The organism is Halosimplex litoreum (genome assembly GCF_016065055.1).
Lineage (GTDB): Archaea > Halobacteriota > Halobacteria > Halobacteriales > Haloarculaceae > Halosimplex > Halosimplex litoreum.
In genome coordinates, this window is record NZ_CP065856.1 from 1782786 (window position 1) to 1797573 (window position 14788).

The 14788-nt window shown below is 69.8% G+C and carries 13 protein-coding genes; 5 read left to right on the top strand and 8 right to left on the bottom strand.

Going from position 1 to position 14788, the window contains the following annotated elements; translation table 11 throughout:
• Nucleotides 1-95: 95 nt before the first annotated feature.
• Entirely contained in the window at nucleotides 96-728 is a 633-nt protein-coding gene (locus I7X12_RS08885) for a hypothetical protein (RefSeq protein WP_198063464.1), read from the top strand.
• A gap of 1 nt (nucleotide 729) precedes the next feature.
• Here I7X12_RS08885 and I7X12_RS08890 read toward each other — a convergent pair whose 3' ends face one another.
• Genes I7X12_RS08890 through pdhA form a run of 3 tightly spaced genes read right to left on the bottom strand, consistent with a single transcriptional unit; the run spans nucleotide 730 to nucleotide 4551 of the window.
• Nucleotides 730-2403, bottom strand: a complete 1674-nt coding sequence (locus tag I7X12_RS08890) for a dihydrolipoamide acetyltransferase family protein (protein ID WP_198063465.1) — start codon at nucleotides 2401-2403, stop codon at nucleotides 730-732.
• Between the two features lie 3 nt (nucleotides 2404-2406).
• Entirely contained in the window at nucleotides 2407-3444 is a 1038-nt protein-coding gene (locus I7X12_RS08895; RefSeq protein ID WP_198063466.1) for an alpha-ketoacid dehydrogenase subunit beta, read from the bottom strand.
• A gap of 3 nt (nucleotides 3445-3447) precedes the next feature.
• The gene (pdhA, locus tag I7X12_RS08900) at nucleotides 3448-4551 is read right to left on the bottom strand and encodes a pyruvate dehydrogenase (acetyl-transferring) E1 component subunit alpha (RefSeq protein ID WP_198063467.1); all 1104 of its coding nucleotides are present in this window, start codon (nucleotides 4549-4551) and stop codon (nucleotides 3448-3450) included.
• Between the two features lie 356 nt (nucleotides 4552-4907).
• On the opposite strand from pdhA, the gene I7X12_RS08905 reads away from it, so the two are divergent.
• The 3 genes from I7X12_RS08905 to I7X12_RS08915 are packed head-to-tail and all read left to right on the top strand — an operon-like array spanning nucleotide 4908 to nucleotide 8551.
• On the top strand, nucleotides 4908-5771 hold the full coding sequence (locus I7X12_RS08905; protein WP_232343129.1) for a hypothetical protein: 864 nt from the start codon (nucleotides 4908-4910) through the stop codon (nucleotides 5769-5771).
• A gap of 18 nt (nucleotides 5772-5789) precedes the next feature.
• Nucleotides 5790-7595 carry an ABC transporter ATP-binding protein gene (locus tag I7X12_RS08910; protein WP_198063468.1) on the top strand — a complete coding sequence of 602 codons (1806 nt, stop codon included), beginning with the start codon at nucleotides 5790-5792 and terminating at the stop codon, nucleotides 7593-7595.
• A complete protein-coding gene (locus I7X12_RS08915; protein ID WP_198063469.1) occupies nucleotides 7592-8551 on the top strand; it encodes an energy-coupling factor transporter transmembrane component T family protein in 960 nt (319 codons plus the stop codon). Before I7X12_RS08910 ends, I7X12_RS08915 begins: the two co-directional genes overlap by 4 nt.
• A gap of 39 nt (nucleotides 8552-8590) precedes the next feature.
• Here the strand turns inward: I7X12_RS08915 and I7X12_RS08920 are convergent, their stop codons facing one another.
• The 5 genes from I7X12_RS08920 to I7X12_RS08940 form a co-directional block, all read right to left on the bottom strand.
• Nucleotides 8591-9367, bottom strand: coding sequence for a PHP domain-containing protein (locus tag I7X12_RS08920; protein ID WP_198063470.1), 777 nt, complete (start codon nucleotides 9365-9367; stop codon nucleotides 8591-8593).
• The gene (locus tag I7X12_RS08925; RefSeq protein ID WP_198063471.1) at nucleotides 9367-10104 is read right to left on the bottom strand and encodes a 2-phosphosulfolactate phosphatase; all 738 of its coding nucleotides are present in this window, start codon (nucleotides 10102-10104) and stop codon (nucleotides 9367-9369) included. Before I7X12_RS08925 ends, I7X12_RS08920 begins: the two co-directional genes overlap by 1 nt.
• 109 nt (nucleotides 10105-10213) lie before the next feature.
• On the bottom strand, nucleotides 10214-11143 hold the full coding sequence (lipA, locus tag I7X12_RS08930) for a lipoyl synthase (RefSeq protein WP_198063472.1): 930 nt from the start codon (nucleotides 11141-11143) through the stop codon (nucleotides 10214-10216).
• Nucleotides 11144-11217: 74 nt separating this feature from the next.
• Nucleotides 11218-12051: a class I SAM-dependent methyltransferase gene (locus I7X12_RS08935; protein WP_198063473.1), complete on the bottom strand. Its 834-nt coding sequence runs from the start codon at nucleotides 12049-12051 to the stop codon at nucleotides 11218-11220.
• Nucleotides 12052-12117: 66 nt separating this feature from the next.
• Nucleotides 12118-12858, bottom strand: coding sequence for a potassium channel family protein (locus tag I7X12_RS08940; RefSeq protein ID WP_232343130.1), 741 nt, complete (start codon nucleotides 12856-12858; stop codon nucleotides 12118-12120).
• A 529-nt stretch (nucleotides 12859-13387) separates the two neighbouring features.
• On the opposite strand from I7X12_RS08940, the gene I7X12_RS08945 reads away from it, so the two are divergent.
• Nucleotides 13388-14779, top strand: coding sequence for an MATE family efflux transporter (locus tag I7X12_RS08945; RefSeq protein ID WP_198063474.1), 1392 nt, complete (start codon nucleotides 13388-13390; stop codon nucleotides 14777-14779).
• Nucleotides 14780-14788 lie beyond the last annotated feature (9 nt).

Genomic DNA, 14788 nt, shown 5'->3' on the forward strand with positions numbered 1-14788 from the left:
GGTAGCACGGCGTTCGGTCGCGAATTTTGCCGCCGGCTCGCACAACGAAACGGTCTTGTATCGGTACCGTCGACCGGGAGCAAACGGGTTCGCACATGACCGGCAACTCCACGGACGAATCGGACGACCTGCCCGAAGACCCCGTCCTCCGGCGGGTGCTGAGTGACTCGGCGTACGATCGCGTTCGGGTCGAGCGGTTCTCACACTTCACACAGCCGGTGCCGCGGAAGTTGCTGGTCCAGTCGCTGCTGGTGGGCGCGCTGGCGCTGGCACTGCCGCTGTATCTGCTCTACCCGGCGAGTGCGGCGTCGTACCTCCCGACGGTCGACCCGGCGGCGGCGTCGCCGATCGTCCTCGTCGTCGGGCTGTTCGCGCTCGCCCTCGAGCTCGGGACGGCGGCGCTTTTGGTCGGCGTCGTCGTCTACCGGGCGCGCAACGAACCGTTGACCGAGCGCGCGGCCGAGCGGCTGTTCACGACCGAGACGTTCGCCACCTACGTCGGGTTCGGCACCGGCGGGCTGGCGACGCTCGCGACCGTCGGCCTGCTCACCCTCGGGCTCGGCGGCGAACCGATGCTCGCGTCGTACGTCGAGACGGCCAGTACCGGACCCTTCCGGCAGAGCGACCTGGGCGTCTCCGTCCGGACGTTCACGACGGCTGCCGTCGTCGGCGCCGTCGCGGTCACCCTCGGCCACCGCTACACCGTGTCGCTGCTCGACGACCTCTGAGCTACTCCAGCAACAGCAGCGTCGGGTCTTCGATGTACTCGGCCAGCGTCTCGACGAACCGCGCGGCGTCGGCGCCGTCGATCACCCGGTGGTCGACCGACAGCGACAGGGGTAGCGTGTCCCGCGCGACGACCTCGCCGTCCTCGGCCACCGCCCGCTCCTCGATCGAACCGAGCCCCAGGATCGCGGTCTCGGGGTAGTTGACGATCGGCGTCGCGTACTCGCCGCCGATGGCGCCGAAGTTCGTGATCGTGAACGTGCCCCCCTGCATCTCCTCGCGGGCGATCGACCGCTCGCGGGCCTTCGCGACGAGTTCGTTCGTCTCCGAGGCCAGCTGGAGGAGGCCCTTCTCGTCCACGTCGTCGACGACCGGAACCATCAGGCCGGCGTCCGTGGCCGCGGCGACGCCGAGGTTCCGGTCGGACCTGAAGACGATCGCCTCGTCGTCCTCGTCGAGTTGCGTGTTGAGCACCGGGTGCTCGTCGAGCGCGGCCGCGACGGCTTTCATCACGAAGGGGACGTAGGTGAGCTTCACGCCGCGTTCGTCGGCGCGGGCCTTGAGCTTCTCGCGGGTCTCGACCAGCGCGGTGGCGTCGACTTTCTCGTGGTGGGTGACGTGGGGCGCGGTGAACTTCGAGCGCTCCATCGCCTCGCCGATGGTCCGGCGCATCCCCGAGTAGGGCTCGCGGCGGTCGCCCTCGGCGGTCTCGACCGGCGCGCCGGCGTCGTCCGCACCGGTCGCGGCCGCGGCGGACTCGGCTCCGCTGGCGTCCGCGGCGTCGGCGAGTGCCTCGGCGTCCGCTTCCTGCGCTCGCTGCTGGGCCGCGGCGTACTCGCGGACGGCCGCCTCGTCGACGAACGCCTGGCCGTCCCGGACCTCGTCGGTCGGCACGTCGTCGATATCGACGCCCAGGTCGTCGGCGACCTGCCGGGTGGCCGGCGCGGCCAGCGTCCGCTCGCGGCCCGCGGCCTCGACCGTCCTGCCGGCTCCGCCGCTGGCGCCGTCCGTGTCGCTGCCGTCGTCGTCGACGCGGGAGACGGCCGACTTCAGGCCGTCGCCGACGCTCGATTTACCGTCGCCTGCGTCGTCGTCGATCCGTGAGACGACGGATTTGAGCTGTTTCTCGTCGTCGCCGTCGTCCGCGTCGCTCCCGTCGCCCTCGGCGGCGGCGCGTACGTCCGATTCGGTGACGCGACCGCCGGGGCCCGAGCCGTCGACGGCGGCGACGTCCACGCCGAGTTCGCGGGCGAGCCGACGGGCGCTCGGCGCGGCAAAGACGCGCCCGGCCTCGCCGTTGCCCGTCGCCGAGTCGGCGGTCGAGCCCTCCTCGGCGGCCGTCGCGTCGCTCTCGGCGGCGTCCTGGCCGCTCTCGACGGACGCCGCCCCATCTCGCGGCTCCGCCGCTCGACTGTCGGAGGCGTCTGGCGACGTCTCCCCCTCCACGTCGAAGGTGACGATCACGTCGCCGACGGGGACCACGTCGCCGGGGTCGGCGAGCAACTCGCGGACGGTGCCGTTCACCGGTGATGGCACGTCGACGACGGCCTTGTCGGTCTCGACCTCGGCGACGACCTGATCCTCGGAGACGGTGTCGCCCACTTCGACGTGCCACTCCAGCAGTTCGCCCTCGGCGACACCCTCTCCCACGTCGGGGAGCGTGAACTCGCGGACCATGGCTCAGAACTCGAACGCGTCTCGTATGCCGTCTTCGATGCGCTCCGGTTCGGGCAGGTAGTAGTCTTCCAGGGCGTACAGCGGGTAGGGCACGTCGAAGCCCGTGATCCGCTCGATAGGGGCTTCCTGATACAACAGCGCCTCCTCCTGGATGGTCGCGGTGATCTCGCCGGCCAGGCCCCCGGTTCTGGGCGCCTCGTGAACGACGGCCGCGCGACCGGTCTTCTTGAACGACTCGACGATCGTCTCCTCGTCCATCGGCGAGAGCGTCCGCAGGTCCACCACTTCGACGTCGATCTCGTCCGCCAGGTTCTCTGCGGCCTCCATCGTCGGCCGGGTCATCGCGCCCCAGGTGAACACGGAGACGTCGGTGCCTTCCTTCCTGACCGCCGCCTCGCCGAGCGGGACGGTGTGCTCGCCCTCGGGGACGTCCTCGCGGAACGCCCGGTAGATGAGCTTCGGTTCGAGGAAGATCACCGGGTCGGGGTCCCGTATCGACGCGGCGAGCAGTCCCTTCGCGTCGGCGGGCGTGCTCGGAACGACGACCTTCAGGCCGGGCTCGTGGACGAAGAAGGCCTCCTTCGATTCGGAGTGGTGCTCGGGAGCGCGGATGCCGCCGCCGTAGGGGGCCCGGACGACGAGCGGGCAGGTGAACTCGCCGCGCGAGCGCGTCCGCAAGCGCGCCGCGTGTGAGACGATCTGGTCGAACGCGGGGTAGATGAAGCCCATGAACTGGATCTCGGGCACCGGGCGCAGGCCGTAGGCGGCCATACCGATCGCGGTGCCGACGATCCCCGATTCGGCGAGGGGGGTGTCGATCACGCGGTCGTCGCCGAACTCCTCGAGCAGGCCCTCGGTGGCGCGGAAGACGCCGCCGTTCCGGCCGACGTCCTCGCCCATCACGAGGACGCGCTCGTCGCGGCCCATCTCGGTCGCCAGGCCGTCGCGGACCGCCTGGACCAGCGTCAGGCTCTGGGAGTCGCCGCTCGATACCTCGTCGTCGGATCCGGTCGTCGCGTCTGATTCGGTGGTCTCGCTCATTGGTTACTCCAGTAGCGCCTCGTCGCCGTGTCGGTCGCGCAGCCGCCGCAGGTACGCGAGCTGTTCGTCCAGCCGGTCGGGCATGCCCTCGTAGACGTGCGCGAACAGCTCCGCCGGGTCGGGCCGCTTGACCGACTCCGCCGCCGTGATGGCGTCGGCCACGGCGTCCTCGACCTCGCGCTCGATAGCGTCGACCCGCTCGTCGTCGAGGATACCCCGGTCGCGCAGGAAGGTCTCCATCCGCGGGATGGGGTCTTTGGCTCGCCACCGCTCGACCTCCTCGTCGTCGCGATACACGGAGGGGTCGTCGGCGGTCGTGTGAGCGCCGTAGCGGTACTGGACCGCCTCGATCAGGGTGGGTCGCAGCTCGTCGGGGTTGGGATGTTTGGCCTTCTCGACGGCGGCCTTGGTCACCTGATAGACGGCGAGGGGATCCATCCCGTCGACCTGGACGCCTTCGAAGCCGTAGGCGTCGGCCTTCTGTGCCAGGGTGGCGCTCGCGGTCTGGCGTTCGCGGGGGACGGAGATGGCCCACTGGTTGTTGTTACAGAAGAAGACGGCGGGGGCGTCGAACACGCCCGCGAAGTTGAGCCCCTCGTGGAAGTCCCCCTCGGACGTGGCACCGTCGCCGAAGTAACAGAGGAAGGCCTTCTGTTCACCCTGCAGCTTCGACGCCCACGCCGCGCCCGTGGCGTGGGGGATCTGCGTGGCGATGGGGACCGCCACCGAGAAGACGTTCACGTCCTCGCGGACGTTGCCCTCCTCGTGACCCATCCAGTACAGCAGCGTCTGTTCCAGCGAGAGGCCCCGATGGAGCATCGCCGCGTGCTCGCGGTAGCTGGGGAACAGCCAGTCGTCGGCGGCCAACGCGTGGACGCTCCCGATCTGGGCGGCCTCCTGGCCGCTGAGCGGCGGGTAGGTCCCCATCCGTCCCTGGCGCTGGAGGCTCACCGCCCGCCGGTCGAAGTGGCGAGCGAGTGTCATCTCCCGATACATCTCGACGAGGGTCTCCTCGGACAGGTCCGGGACGGTCGCGCCCTCCCGTACCTGGCCGTCCTCGTCCAAGATTTGGACCCGGTCCCCCGGGTCGCGTTGTAAGGTACTCACGAGAACTCCCTCCTCGGGAACATACCCGAGCCAAGGGGGGCTGTCGGCTTAAGGATTTTCGTAAATAGCTTTCGCTGTGGTCTATTCTTGCCGCGCCGGCTGGGCGGTCCGGACCAGTCGGACTGGATGCGTAGTCGAATCTGCCAGGATATGGTGCGATAACTGACCGATCGTAAATCTAGATTACGGGGCCGCCGTCGGCGACGCGTCGACAGCCGGTCGAGTCCAGACGGGGATATGGTGGGCAATACCGAGGGGATCGTCTCCGGAGGTTGCCGTCCGGTACCGACCGTTCGGTTCGGCGATAGAGCCCTCATACCAGCCGTTAAGGGACGAGTCGGAGGATCGCTGCCCGTATGGCGACGACTACATCGACGGATTCGGGCGGAGTGTTCAGTTTCGACCACAGGGACATGATGGTGTTCATCCTCGTCATGTCGCTGCACGGTCTGCAGAGCATGATCACGGAGCTGCTGCCGGAGTTCTCGGTTGGCGGGCTCGGCGTCTCGATCGGACCGTTCTGGTTCGTCGCGATGTCGGTCGTCCTCCTGTTCCGGTCGTTCTGGGCGTGTCTCGCGATCCCGGTCGGCGGGATCGTCTTCGGTGAGATCCTCATCGGTGACTTCAGCGCGCTGGGCGCGGTCGAGGGACTCGTCGTCATCACCACGTCCTGGTTCTTCGCGATGTCGCTCGTCACCGATCCGTCGGACGTGAAGCAGATCGCCGCGGTCGGCTTCCTCGCGAAGGCCATGGAGGAGACCGCCGCGTGGTTCATCGACGTCGGGAAGTTCTACGTCGGCGTCGAGGAACTGGAGGCCATCTCCTGGCTCCCCGAGACGGTGTGGGCGACCGAGGGGATGGGCGCACTCATCCAGATCGTCGTCGCCGGTATCGTCTTCGGTGCGGTCCCGACGCTGTTCCTCTACCCGCGCCTGCGCGGGAAGATCGAGCCGCTGCTGGGGATGCGCTCCGCCGGGGGCCGCGACGGGCCGATGTTCACGCGCTCGTCGCTGAAGCGGCTCGTCGCGTGGGTCGGGCTGCTGCCTGTGGCGTTCGCCGTCGAGACGCTTAGCGAGACCAGCGGCGGCCTCATCACGTTTACGCCGGAGTTCGTCGAGACCTACGGCCAGACGTTCCTGTTCGTGCCGATCGCCGCCGCGGCCCTGATCGCGTTCGGCCTCGTCGCCTACCGACAGCGCAAGGTCGAGGGCGGAGTGTAACCCGGGCGGTCCCGTTCTATGAGTTCATCAGACATCGTCGTGGAGGGTCTGACGTTCCAGTATCCCGGGGGCGACGAGCCGGTGTTACGCGACGCGAACCTGCGGATCGAGCCGGGCGAGTTCACGGCCGTCGTCGGCGGCAACGGCAGCGGCAAGACCACGCTGTGCAAGACGTTCAACGGACTCATCCCCCACTTCTTCGAAGGTCGGTTCGACGGGCGCGTGTCCGTCGCGGGTACGGACACCCGCGAGTCGGACGTGGCGGACCTCTCCCGGACGGTGGGGTACGTCTTCCAGGACTTCGAGAACCAGCTCGTCCAAGAGACCGTCCGCGACGACGTGGAGTTCGCGCCCCTCAACTACGGCCTCGACGACTACGCCGAGCGGGCGACCCGCGCGCTCGAGCTCGTCGGGCTCGACCACCTCGACGACCGGTTCGTCTGGGAACTGTCGGGCGGCCAGCAACACCTCGTCGCACTCGCGGGCGTGCTCGCGATGGACCCCGAGTTCGTCTTCGTCGACGAGCCCGCCGCGCAGCTTGACCCCCAGAACGCCCGCGAGACGTACGAACAGCTCCGGCGGCTCCACGAAGACCACGACAAGACGGTGATCGTCATCGAGCACCACTCGGAGTTCATCGCCGACTACTGCGAGGAGATGGTCCTCGTGTCGGACGGCGGCGTCGCCTGGAAGGAACCGGTCGAGATCGGCCTCAACAGGCTCGACGACCTGGCGGCCCACGATATCCACCCGCCACAGGTCACGGGGATCGCCGCCGACCTGCCCACGGGGGCGGGCCGGCTGTCCGACGGACGCTACCCCGTCACCGTCGGCGAAGCGGCCGAGGCGTTCCCGTCGCCCGGCCGCGGTGAGCAACCGCGGGCGGCGGACGGCGGCTCCGACCGGGGGTCGTCACCGGGCGACGGCAGCGACGCCCCGCTGGTCACGCTCGACGGCGTCGGCCACGGCTACCCGACGCTCCGCGAGGGGTACAACCGCGTTCTCGACGGCGTCGACCTCGACCTCTACGCGGGCGACCGGGTGGCGCTGGTCGGTGCCAACGGCGCCGGCAAGTCGACGCTGTTGCGGCTGGTCACCGGCCTCGAATCCCCCGACGAGGGAACGGTGACGGTGCTCGGCCAGGACACGAGCGAGACGCTCCCCGAGACGCTGGCCGACGACACCGTCTACATCCACCAGAACCCCGAGGAGATGTTCGTCGAGGATACCGTCCGGAAGGACATCGGCTACTACCTGAAAAACCGCGGCGACCCGGACGTCGACGAGCGCGTCGACGAGATCGTCGACTACCTCGATCTCGAGGAGTTCGCGGACCGCGACGGCCGCCTGTTGAGCCTCGGCCAGCAGCGTCGCGCCTCGCTGGGGATCGGCCTGGCGACCGACCCGACGGTCGTCCTGCTGGACGAGCCGACCGGGAGCCTCGATCTACAGAGCCGCCGCGAGGTGACCGGGATGCTCCGGAAGGCCGAGAGCCGCGTCGAGACGGTCGTCATCGCCTCCCACGACCTGCAACTGGTCGCCGGCTGGGCCGACCGCGTGGTCGTCATGGGTGAGGGCGAGGTGCTCGCCGACGCCCCGCCCGGCGTCGTCTTCGACGACCCCGACCTACTGGCCCGGACCGGCCTGCGTCGCCCACAGGTCGTCGAACTGAGCGACCGGCTCGGCGTCGCTCCGGCGGCGCTGACCGCCGACGAACTGGTCGGTCGCCTCTCCGGCGACGCGCCGACCGAAGCCCGTGCCGACGGCAGGGGGGGCGGACGCCGCACCGACGGCGAGGCGACCGGGGGAGGCGACCGGCGATGAAGTACGTCGACGCGGTCACCGACATCTCGATCGCCGACATCAAGGTCGACCTGATGCGGACGGCCTACGACAACGACCGTGCGCTGTTGAACACGTTCGACCCCCGCGTGGTCCTGGTGTGGAGCGTCCTGTTTATGATCGTTCCGTGGCTGTTCTACGACCCGCTCCCGCTCGCGATCCTGCTCGGGGCGGCGTTCGTCCTCGCGGCGCTCTCGCAAGTCAGTAAGTACCTGCTCGCACTGCTGCTGTTCGGCCAGATCACCAACATCGGCTTCTTCGTCGTGATGGTGCCGGCGATGGGTGGGGCGATCCAGGCCGCCGGGTACCTCGGTGACAACACCGGACGCGTCACCGAGGCCATCGCGACGCTCGACCCAGCGGTGTTTGGCGAGGTCTGGTCGATCGTCGCGACCGCGACCGGCCGCGGGATCCGGACGGCGACGACCAGCCAGTCGGTCGGGATCGACGCCGTCGGGGCCGTCGTCCCGTTCTTCCTGAAGCTCACCATCATCTCGGTGATCAGTCTCGCCGTCTTCTCGGCGATGAGCCCGCAGAAGCTCTCGAAGGGGATGCTCCGGCTGGGCGTCCCCAGACAGCTCACCTTCGCCATCGCCTACGGCTACCGGATGATGCCGCTACTGGTCGAGGAGTACCACGCGCTGGTCAACTCCTTCCGCCTGCGCAGCGAGGTACCCGAGAAAACCGGGTTCCTGAAGTGGCGCTACTTCTACTATCTGCTCAAACTCTCCGTGAAGGCGTTTTACCCCCTCATCTTCAACGTCGCCAAGCGCGCGCGGGTCACCGTCGAGGCGATGGAGACGAAGGGGTTCTCCCGCTCGCTCGGCGACGAGCGGAGCCGCGCCCTCCGGACCGAGGGCATGATGGTTCGCACTCGGGACGTGTCGTTCGTCTTCGGGTCGCTCCTTTTCATCGCGGCCGTCTGGGCGTTCACCTGACGGTCGCCGTGCCGACTGTTTTCGAAGGAAGGGGCGCGCTCAGCGACCCAGCGGTGTGGGTTCGAACTCCGCCAGCGCCACGTCGCGGTCCTCGACCACCTCGCGGAGCGCGGGGACGCGCCGCTCGATCTCGGCCGGCGAGTGGCTGTCCGAGCCGAGGACGAACGCCACGTCGTGCTCCCGGAAGGCGTCGAGCATCGCGGGGTCGGGGTGAACGCGCCCGAGCGACCGGTGGACGCGGCCAGCGTTGATCTCGGGGACCGTCGCCGAGTCGGCCAGCGCCGCGGCCACGCGTTCGTAGTCAGACCTGCGGGAGTGACCGCGCAGGGCTTCCATCCGTTCGGGGAGGTCCAGGTGACCGAGCACGTCGAACAGTTCCGACTCGGCGGCGGCGACGACGGCGTCGTAATAGCGCTCGACGGCCGCGCGGCGGTCGCTCTCGCTCGCGTCGGCGTACGGCGCCGCCGTGGTGTAGTCGTACTCCCCGGCGAAGTGGACGCTCCCGATGGTGTAGTCGAACGCCGCCGCGTCGAGGACGGCGGCCGTCTCGCTCTCGGCGTCCTCGACGTAGCTCACCTCGGCGGCATCGTAGACGGTGAGGGCGGTCCGCGCGCGGACCCGCTCGATGGCCTCGCGGCGGCGCTCGTAGGTCTCGACGAGGTCGTAGCGCTCGCGGCGGCCGAACTCGTCGTCGACGACGATGCAGTGGTCGGTAAAGCCGATAGCGTCGAGGCCCGCCGCCTCGGCAGCACGGCACATCTCGGGGAGCGGCGACCCGTCGGAGTAGGTGGTGTGTGCGTGGTAGTCGGCGTCCATCACTCGTCGCTCACGTCGTAGAGCTTCTGCCCGTCGAGTTTCGGAACGACCGCGCTCTCGCTGAACCGGAGGTCGTACTCGATCAGGTCGTTCAGCCGGATGTCGGCCTTCTGCTCGTACTTGGGCGCCTTGCCGAGCTTAGCGACCTGCTGATAGAGATCGCGCTCGGCGTCGGTCGGCGCCTCGTCGTAGATATGGCGACCGATAACGACGGCGCCGACGGTGTCCTCCGGCGAGGGCTTGCCCTTCGAGCCCGCGGCGACCATGTAGGTCGGCTTCTCCGACCCGTCGAGGTGGTCGGCCACCGCGCGGGCGTTGGCGAGCGTCCCGACGTACACGTCGACGTCGTCGCCGCCGCCGAGTCGGAGGTCGGTCACCGCGGCGCCGCCGTTGGTCGAGGTGAGCGCAGCCGGACGGCCGGCCACGTCGGTGTCGTTGACCCACGTCGGCGAGTTGAAGAAGTCGTAGCCCTCGGTGGGGGTGTAGTCGTCGCTGGAGCCGCCGCCGATCCGCGCCTCGGGGTGGTCGTCCTTGAACGCGTGTTCGTCGCCGCGTTCCTCCGTGACGTGGACGTACTCGGCGCCGTTGTCGAACAGTTCGACGACGGTCGTCGAGAAGTGCGTCACGTCGATGACGACGTAGTTGCCCGCCGGCGGGTCGGTGGGGATCCGCGCCCGCGAGGGCAGGATGCGGTCGGTGAGTCGGTCCTCCAGGTCGGAGTTGGCCAGCGACGCCATACGCGAGCCGGCGCGGAGCGGACGGAAGCCCCTTGCTAAGATCCCTATTGTCGACCGATTTCGGGTCCCGACCGGTATTGAGTGGTCCGTACCGGTCCCGTCTACCCGATCAGTCGCCCGCCCGCGCTCGTTCGCGCGCACGCTCGACGCTCTCGCCGTCCCGCAGTACCGCGTCGACGAAGAGTTCGCCGGCGCGGTACGAGGAGCGGACCATCGGTCCCGACGCACAGTAGAGGAAGTCCAATTCACCCTCGGCCACTCGCCGCCAGGTGTCGAAGACGTCGGGATGGACGTACTCGGAGACTTCCAGGTGCGAGCGGGAAGGCTGGAGGTACTGGCCGAGCGTCACCACGTCGACGCCGACGCTCTTCAGGTCCGCGAGGGTCTGGTACACCTCGTGGTCGTACTCGCCGACGCCGAGCATCAGGCTCGTCTTGACGTACGACGCCGACTCGCGGGCGGCCTGGCGCAGCACGGACAGCGACTGCTCGTAGCCCGCTCGCCGGTCGCGTACCGGCCACTGCAATCGGTCGACCGTCTCGACGTTGTGGGCGAACACGTCCGGCTCGGCGTCGAGCACTCTCCGAACGAGCCGCTCCTCGCCCCGGAAGTCCGGCACGAGCGCCTCGACGAGGACGCCGGGGTCCCGGTCTTTGATCGCCTCGATGGTCCGGGCGAAGTGGCCGGCGCCCTGGTCGGGGAGGTCGTCCCGATCCACGGAGGTCAGGACGACGTAGTCCAGCCCGATCTCGGCGACGGCGTCGGCCACCTGCTCGGGTTCCTCGTCGTCGAGGGCGTCCATCCCGCCGGTCTCCACGTCGCAGAAGTTACAGCCCCGCGAGCAGTGGTCGCCCATCAGCATGAACGTGGCCGTGCCGGGACCGTCGCGGCCCGACCAGCACTCCCCGAGGTTCGGACAGTTGGCCTCCTCGCAGACCGTGTTGAGCCCGCGGTCGCGGAGGCTCTCCTTGATGTCCGTGAAGCGCTCGCCCGAGGGCGGCCGGGTCTTCAGCCACTCGGGCTTGCGGGCGCGACTCATTACCGGAGGTTGGGGTCGGTCGGGCAAAAGCCTGGGGAGTTTGGGCGGGCGTCGGGCGATGGCGACCGCTGGACTCACCCCGACGCCCGACAGACCGCGAGCATGTGTGCGGACATATCGGCGACCGTGCGGTCGTCGCGGAGTTCGTCTACGAGTCGGCGGATACCGGCGAGTCGGTCCTCCGACAGTTCGTCGGCCCGGTCCCGGAGCGGCCCGGCCGAGAGAACCGACGCCAGCCCCTCCAGTCCCACGAGTCGCTGCACGTCCAGCCCCGCCTCCGCCAGCAGGCCCTCGAACTCGTCGGCGCGGAAGAAGTGGGTCTCGGTGAACATCGACTCGTAGTCGAGCCGGTCGACGAACGCCCGGTCGTAGTCGCCCGTCTCGGCGAGTTCGTCGGCGCGGGTCAGGTGTTCCGTGCCGCTCACCAGGTAGAGCACCAGCCAGTTGAGCCGTCCCATCACCGAGACGAAGACGGGGCCACCGTCCGCGGTCACCCGCTTCAGTTCCCGGGCGGCGGTCGTCCGTTCGTCGGCGTCGAGGACGTGCGAGAGCGGGCCGCCGAGACACAGCGTCGCGTCGAAGGCCCCCGGGTCGAAGTCGAGCTCGCGCACGTCGCCGGGCGCGACGCTCACGCGCTCGTCCAGGCCCCGCTCGGCGACCTTCTCGCGTGCGAGGTCGCGCTGGCCCTCGCTGGGGTCGACGAGCGTCACGTCGTAGCCACGTTCGGCGAGCCAGACGGCGTAGCGGCCGGCGCCGCCACCGGCGTCGAGGACGCGACCGGACTCTGGCAACTCGTCGTCCAGCCGCTCGACGGTCCCCTCCCACTCCAGACGACCGTGGAGACTCGACGTGAGTCGGTCCCACTCGGCCTGGTCGTGGTCGTCGTAGTACGTTTCGGGGTCGTCCACGCGCGGGACGAAGTCCTGCGTGCCGGATATATTTTCTGCGACGACACGTCTCGCCCGGCGGCGCGGTCAGAGGTCGGCGACGACGTCGCTCCCGCTAACGACCTCGGGGATGACGACAGCGTCGGCGCCGACGCGGCGCGCGGTCGACTCGTACATCTCGTCGCCGACGCGGACGACTAACTTCGACTCGGGGGCGAGCTGGCTCGTGGCGACGCCGATCTGGATGTTCGCGTTGGAGTCGTCGATACCGGCGACGACGGCGCTCGCGCGGCTGACCCCGGCCCGTTCGAGGACCGCCTCGCGGCGGGCGTCGCCGGCGACGACGAGCGCGTCGTCGTCGATGCGTTCGCGCTCCTCGGCGTCGCGTTCGACGACGACCACGTCGCGGCCCCGCTCGCGGAGTCGGTTGGCGACTGTGCGACCGAACATGCCGTGGCCGCAGATGACGACGTGGTCGGTCAGGTCGGCGATGGCGCGTCGTGTCTGCATGCGTGTTAGCTCCCGGCCGAGCCGCCCGTCGAAGGCCGCGTCGAGCGCGGACTCGCCGACCCAGATGCCCGCGAGCACCAGCGCCACGAAGACGACGACGGCGAATGCCTTCGTCGCTCGCTCGGGCCCGCTGTGGTGCTCGAAGTACAGTTCGATGCTCGTCGGGTCGAGCAGCCAGAACGACGCGTCGACGACGGACACGCCGGTCAGGGCGACGAATCCAGCGACGCCGACACAGACGGTGGTGCCGAACGCCGCCAGCGGGACCGCCGCGGCCCGGACGCGGTCGCGCACCTGACCGACGGGTGTGGCTGGCACTGGTGATCGTTGGACCGCAGAAATAAAAACCCAGTGTCAGGTCGTCGACCTGACGCCCGCGGATCCGGTCGATCCGCTCGCCCGGCGGCCAGCGGTACGCGGACGGGCCCGGCAGCCCGCCACGCTTCTCGGCGATGTACCGCCGGTCGCCGAGTGTCTCCAGCGTGGCGGCGAGTGGCAGTTCGCCGGCGACTGCGGCGGCGTACCCGTCGGTCCAGGTGGTTCGAGCGAGCCCGGACGGGCGAGTGACGAGCGCGGTGGTCGCGGCAGCGCCGAGGACGCCGCGTCGTCGGAATCGTCCGAGTTCGACCGCCGTCTCGGCGTCGCCCGCCGGCCCCGGTAGACCGAATAGCCGCGCCACCCGACCGCAGCCACGACGGCCTGGAGAGCGACGGCGACCGCCGGAGAGCGGTCGGAACCCGCGCGCCGACCGACGGCCCCGACCGTCGAAGTGTCACCGAACAGCCCGGTGAACCACTCAACAAGTAGGTACAAATATTTAACATGTGTCGGGTATGGATAGTAGTGTATGTTCGACGTGACGCGCGACGACATCGTGGGTGGGTCGCTGTCACGCGCGCTCGTGGTGCTCGCGGCGCCGCTGGTCGCCCAGAACTTCGCGCTGGTGGCCCAGTCCGTCGTCGACCTGTTCTGGGTCGGGCGGCTCGGGGGGACCGCGGTCGCGGCGGTGGGGCTCGCGACCGTCGTCGTCGCGCTGTTGACGGTCCCCCTCCGTGCGTTTTTCACCGGGAGTCAGGTGGTCACCTCCCAGCGAGTGGGCGCCGACGAGACCGAGGCGGCGCGCCGAGTGCCGTTCACGGCGGCCGCGGCGGCGGTCGCCCTCGCGGCGGCGATCGGTGGGGTGCTCGTCGTCGGGGCGGACGCGGTCGCGGCGCTGTTCACCGACGACGCCGCGGTGGCCTCGGCGACCGCCAGCTACCTCACCGCCTACGCGCTGGCGCTCGTGACGACCGCAGCCAGCGACACGCTGGAGAGCGGGTTCACCGGCTGGGGTGACACTCGGGCGGCGCTGTACGTCAACCTCACCGCCATCGTCGTCAACGTCGTCCTCGATCCGCTGTTGATCCTCGGCTGGGGGGCGTTCCCGCGGCTGGAGCTGTTCGGCGCGGCGCTGGCGACGGCCGTCGGCTACGGTGCCGGGGCGGCGCTGGCCCTCGCGCTCGCCGCGCGCGGTCGCGAGGGGTTCCGGCTGACGCGCGACGCAGTCCGCCCGCGCCTCGAAACCGTTCGCGCCGTCGTCGACGTGGGGTCGCCGATCGCCGGGCAGTACGGCGGTCGCCAGGTCGCCCGTCTCGGGATGATCTGGATCGTCTCGGCCGTCGGCGGACCGGCCGCCCTCGCCGCCTACCACATCGGGTCGCAAGTCGCCACCGTCGCGTTCGTGCCCGCCCAGGGGCTCGCACAGGCCGCCACCAGCGTCGTCGGGCAGAACCTCGGCGCCGAGCGTCCCGCTCGCGCCCGCCGCGCGACCTGGGTCGGCGCCGCCATCGCGGCGGTCGGGCTCACCGTCTTCGGCGCGGTCCAGTGGGTCGTCCCCGCGCCCATCGCACACGTGTTCGTCCCCGATCTGTCGGGGCAAGCCCTGTCGTACACCGTCCTCTACCTCCAGATCCTCGCCTACGGCTACTGGGCGCTGGGAGTCGTCTACACGGTCGAGGCCGGCTTCAACGGCGCCGGCAACACGGACGTGAGCATGTACTCGACGCTCGCGCAGTACTGGGCCGTCCGCCTGCCGGTCGCGCTCGTCGGCGCGTACGTCCTCGATCTCGGCGTGGCGGCCGTCTTCTGGGGCGTCACGCTGTCGAACGTCGCCGCCGCCGTCTGGCTGTCCGGGTACTTCTACCGGTCGGCCGACGGCGGGATGCTCGACCGGGCGGCCGACGAGGCCGCGGCGGACTGACCGACCCAG

Coding starts and splice junctions, on each gene's coding strand:
- I7X12_RS08885 (WP_198063464.1), top strand. CDS start 96: ATGACCGGCAACTCCACGGACGAATCGGACGACCTGCCCGAAGACCCC.
- I7X12_RS08890 (WP_198063465.1), bottom strand. CDS start 2,403: ATGGTCCGCGAGTTCACGCTCCCCGACGTGGGAGAGGGTGTCGCCGAG.
- I7X12_RS08895 (WP_198063466.1), bottom strand. CDS start 3,444: ATGAGCGAGACCACCGAATCAGACGCGACGACCGGATCCGACGACGAG.
- I7X12_RS08905 (WP_232343129.1), top strand. CDS start 4,908: ATGGCGACGACTACATCGACGGATTCGGGCGGAGTGTTCAGTTTCGAC.
- I7X12_RS08910 (WP_198063468.1), top strand. CDS start 5,790: ATGAGTTCATCAGACATCGTCGTGGAGGGTCTGACGTTCCAGTATCCC.
- I7X12_RS08915 (WP_198063469.1), top strand. CDS start 7,592: ATGAAGTACGTCGACGCGGTCACCGACATCTCGATCGCCGACATCAAG.
- I7X12_RS08920 (WP_198063470.1), bottom strand. CDS start 9,367: ATGGACGCCGACTACCACGCACACACCACCTACTCCGACGGGTCGCCG.
- I7X12_RS08925 (WP_198063471.1), bottom strand. CDS start 10,104: ATGGCGTCGCTGGCCAACTCCGACCTGGAGGACCGACTCACCGACCGC.
- lipA (WP_198063472.1), bottom strand. CDS start 11,143: ATGAGTCGCGCCCGCAAGCCCGAGTGGCTGAAGACCCGGCCGCCCTCG.
- I7X12_RS08945 (WP_198063474.1), top strand. CDS start 13,388: ATGTTCGACGTGACGCGCGACGACATCGTGGGTGGGTCGCTGTCACGC.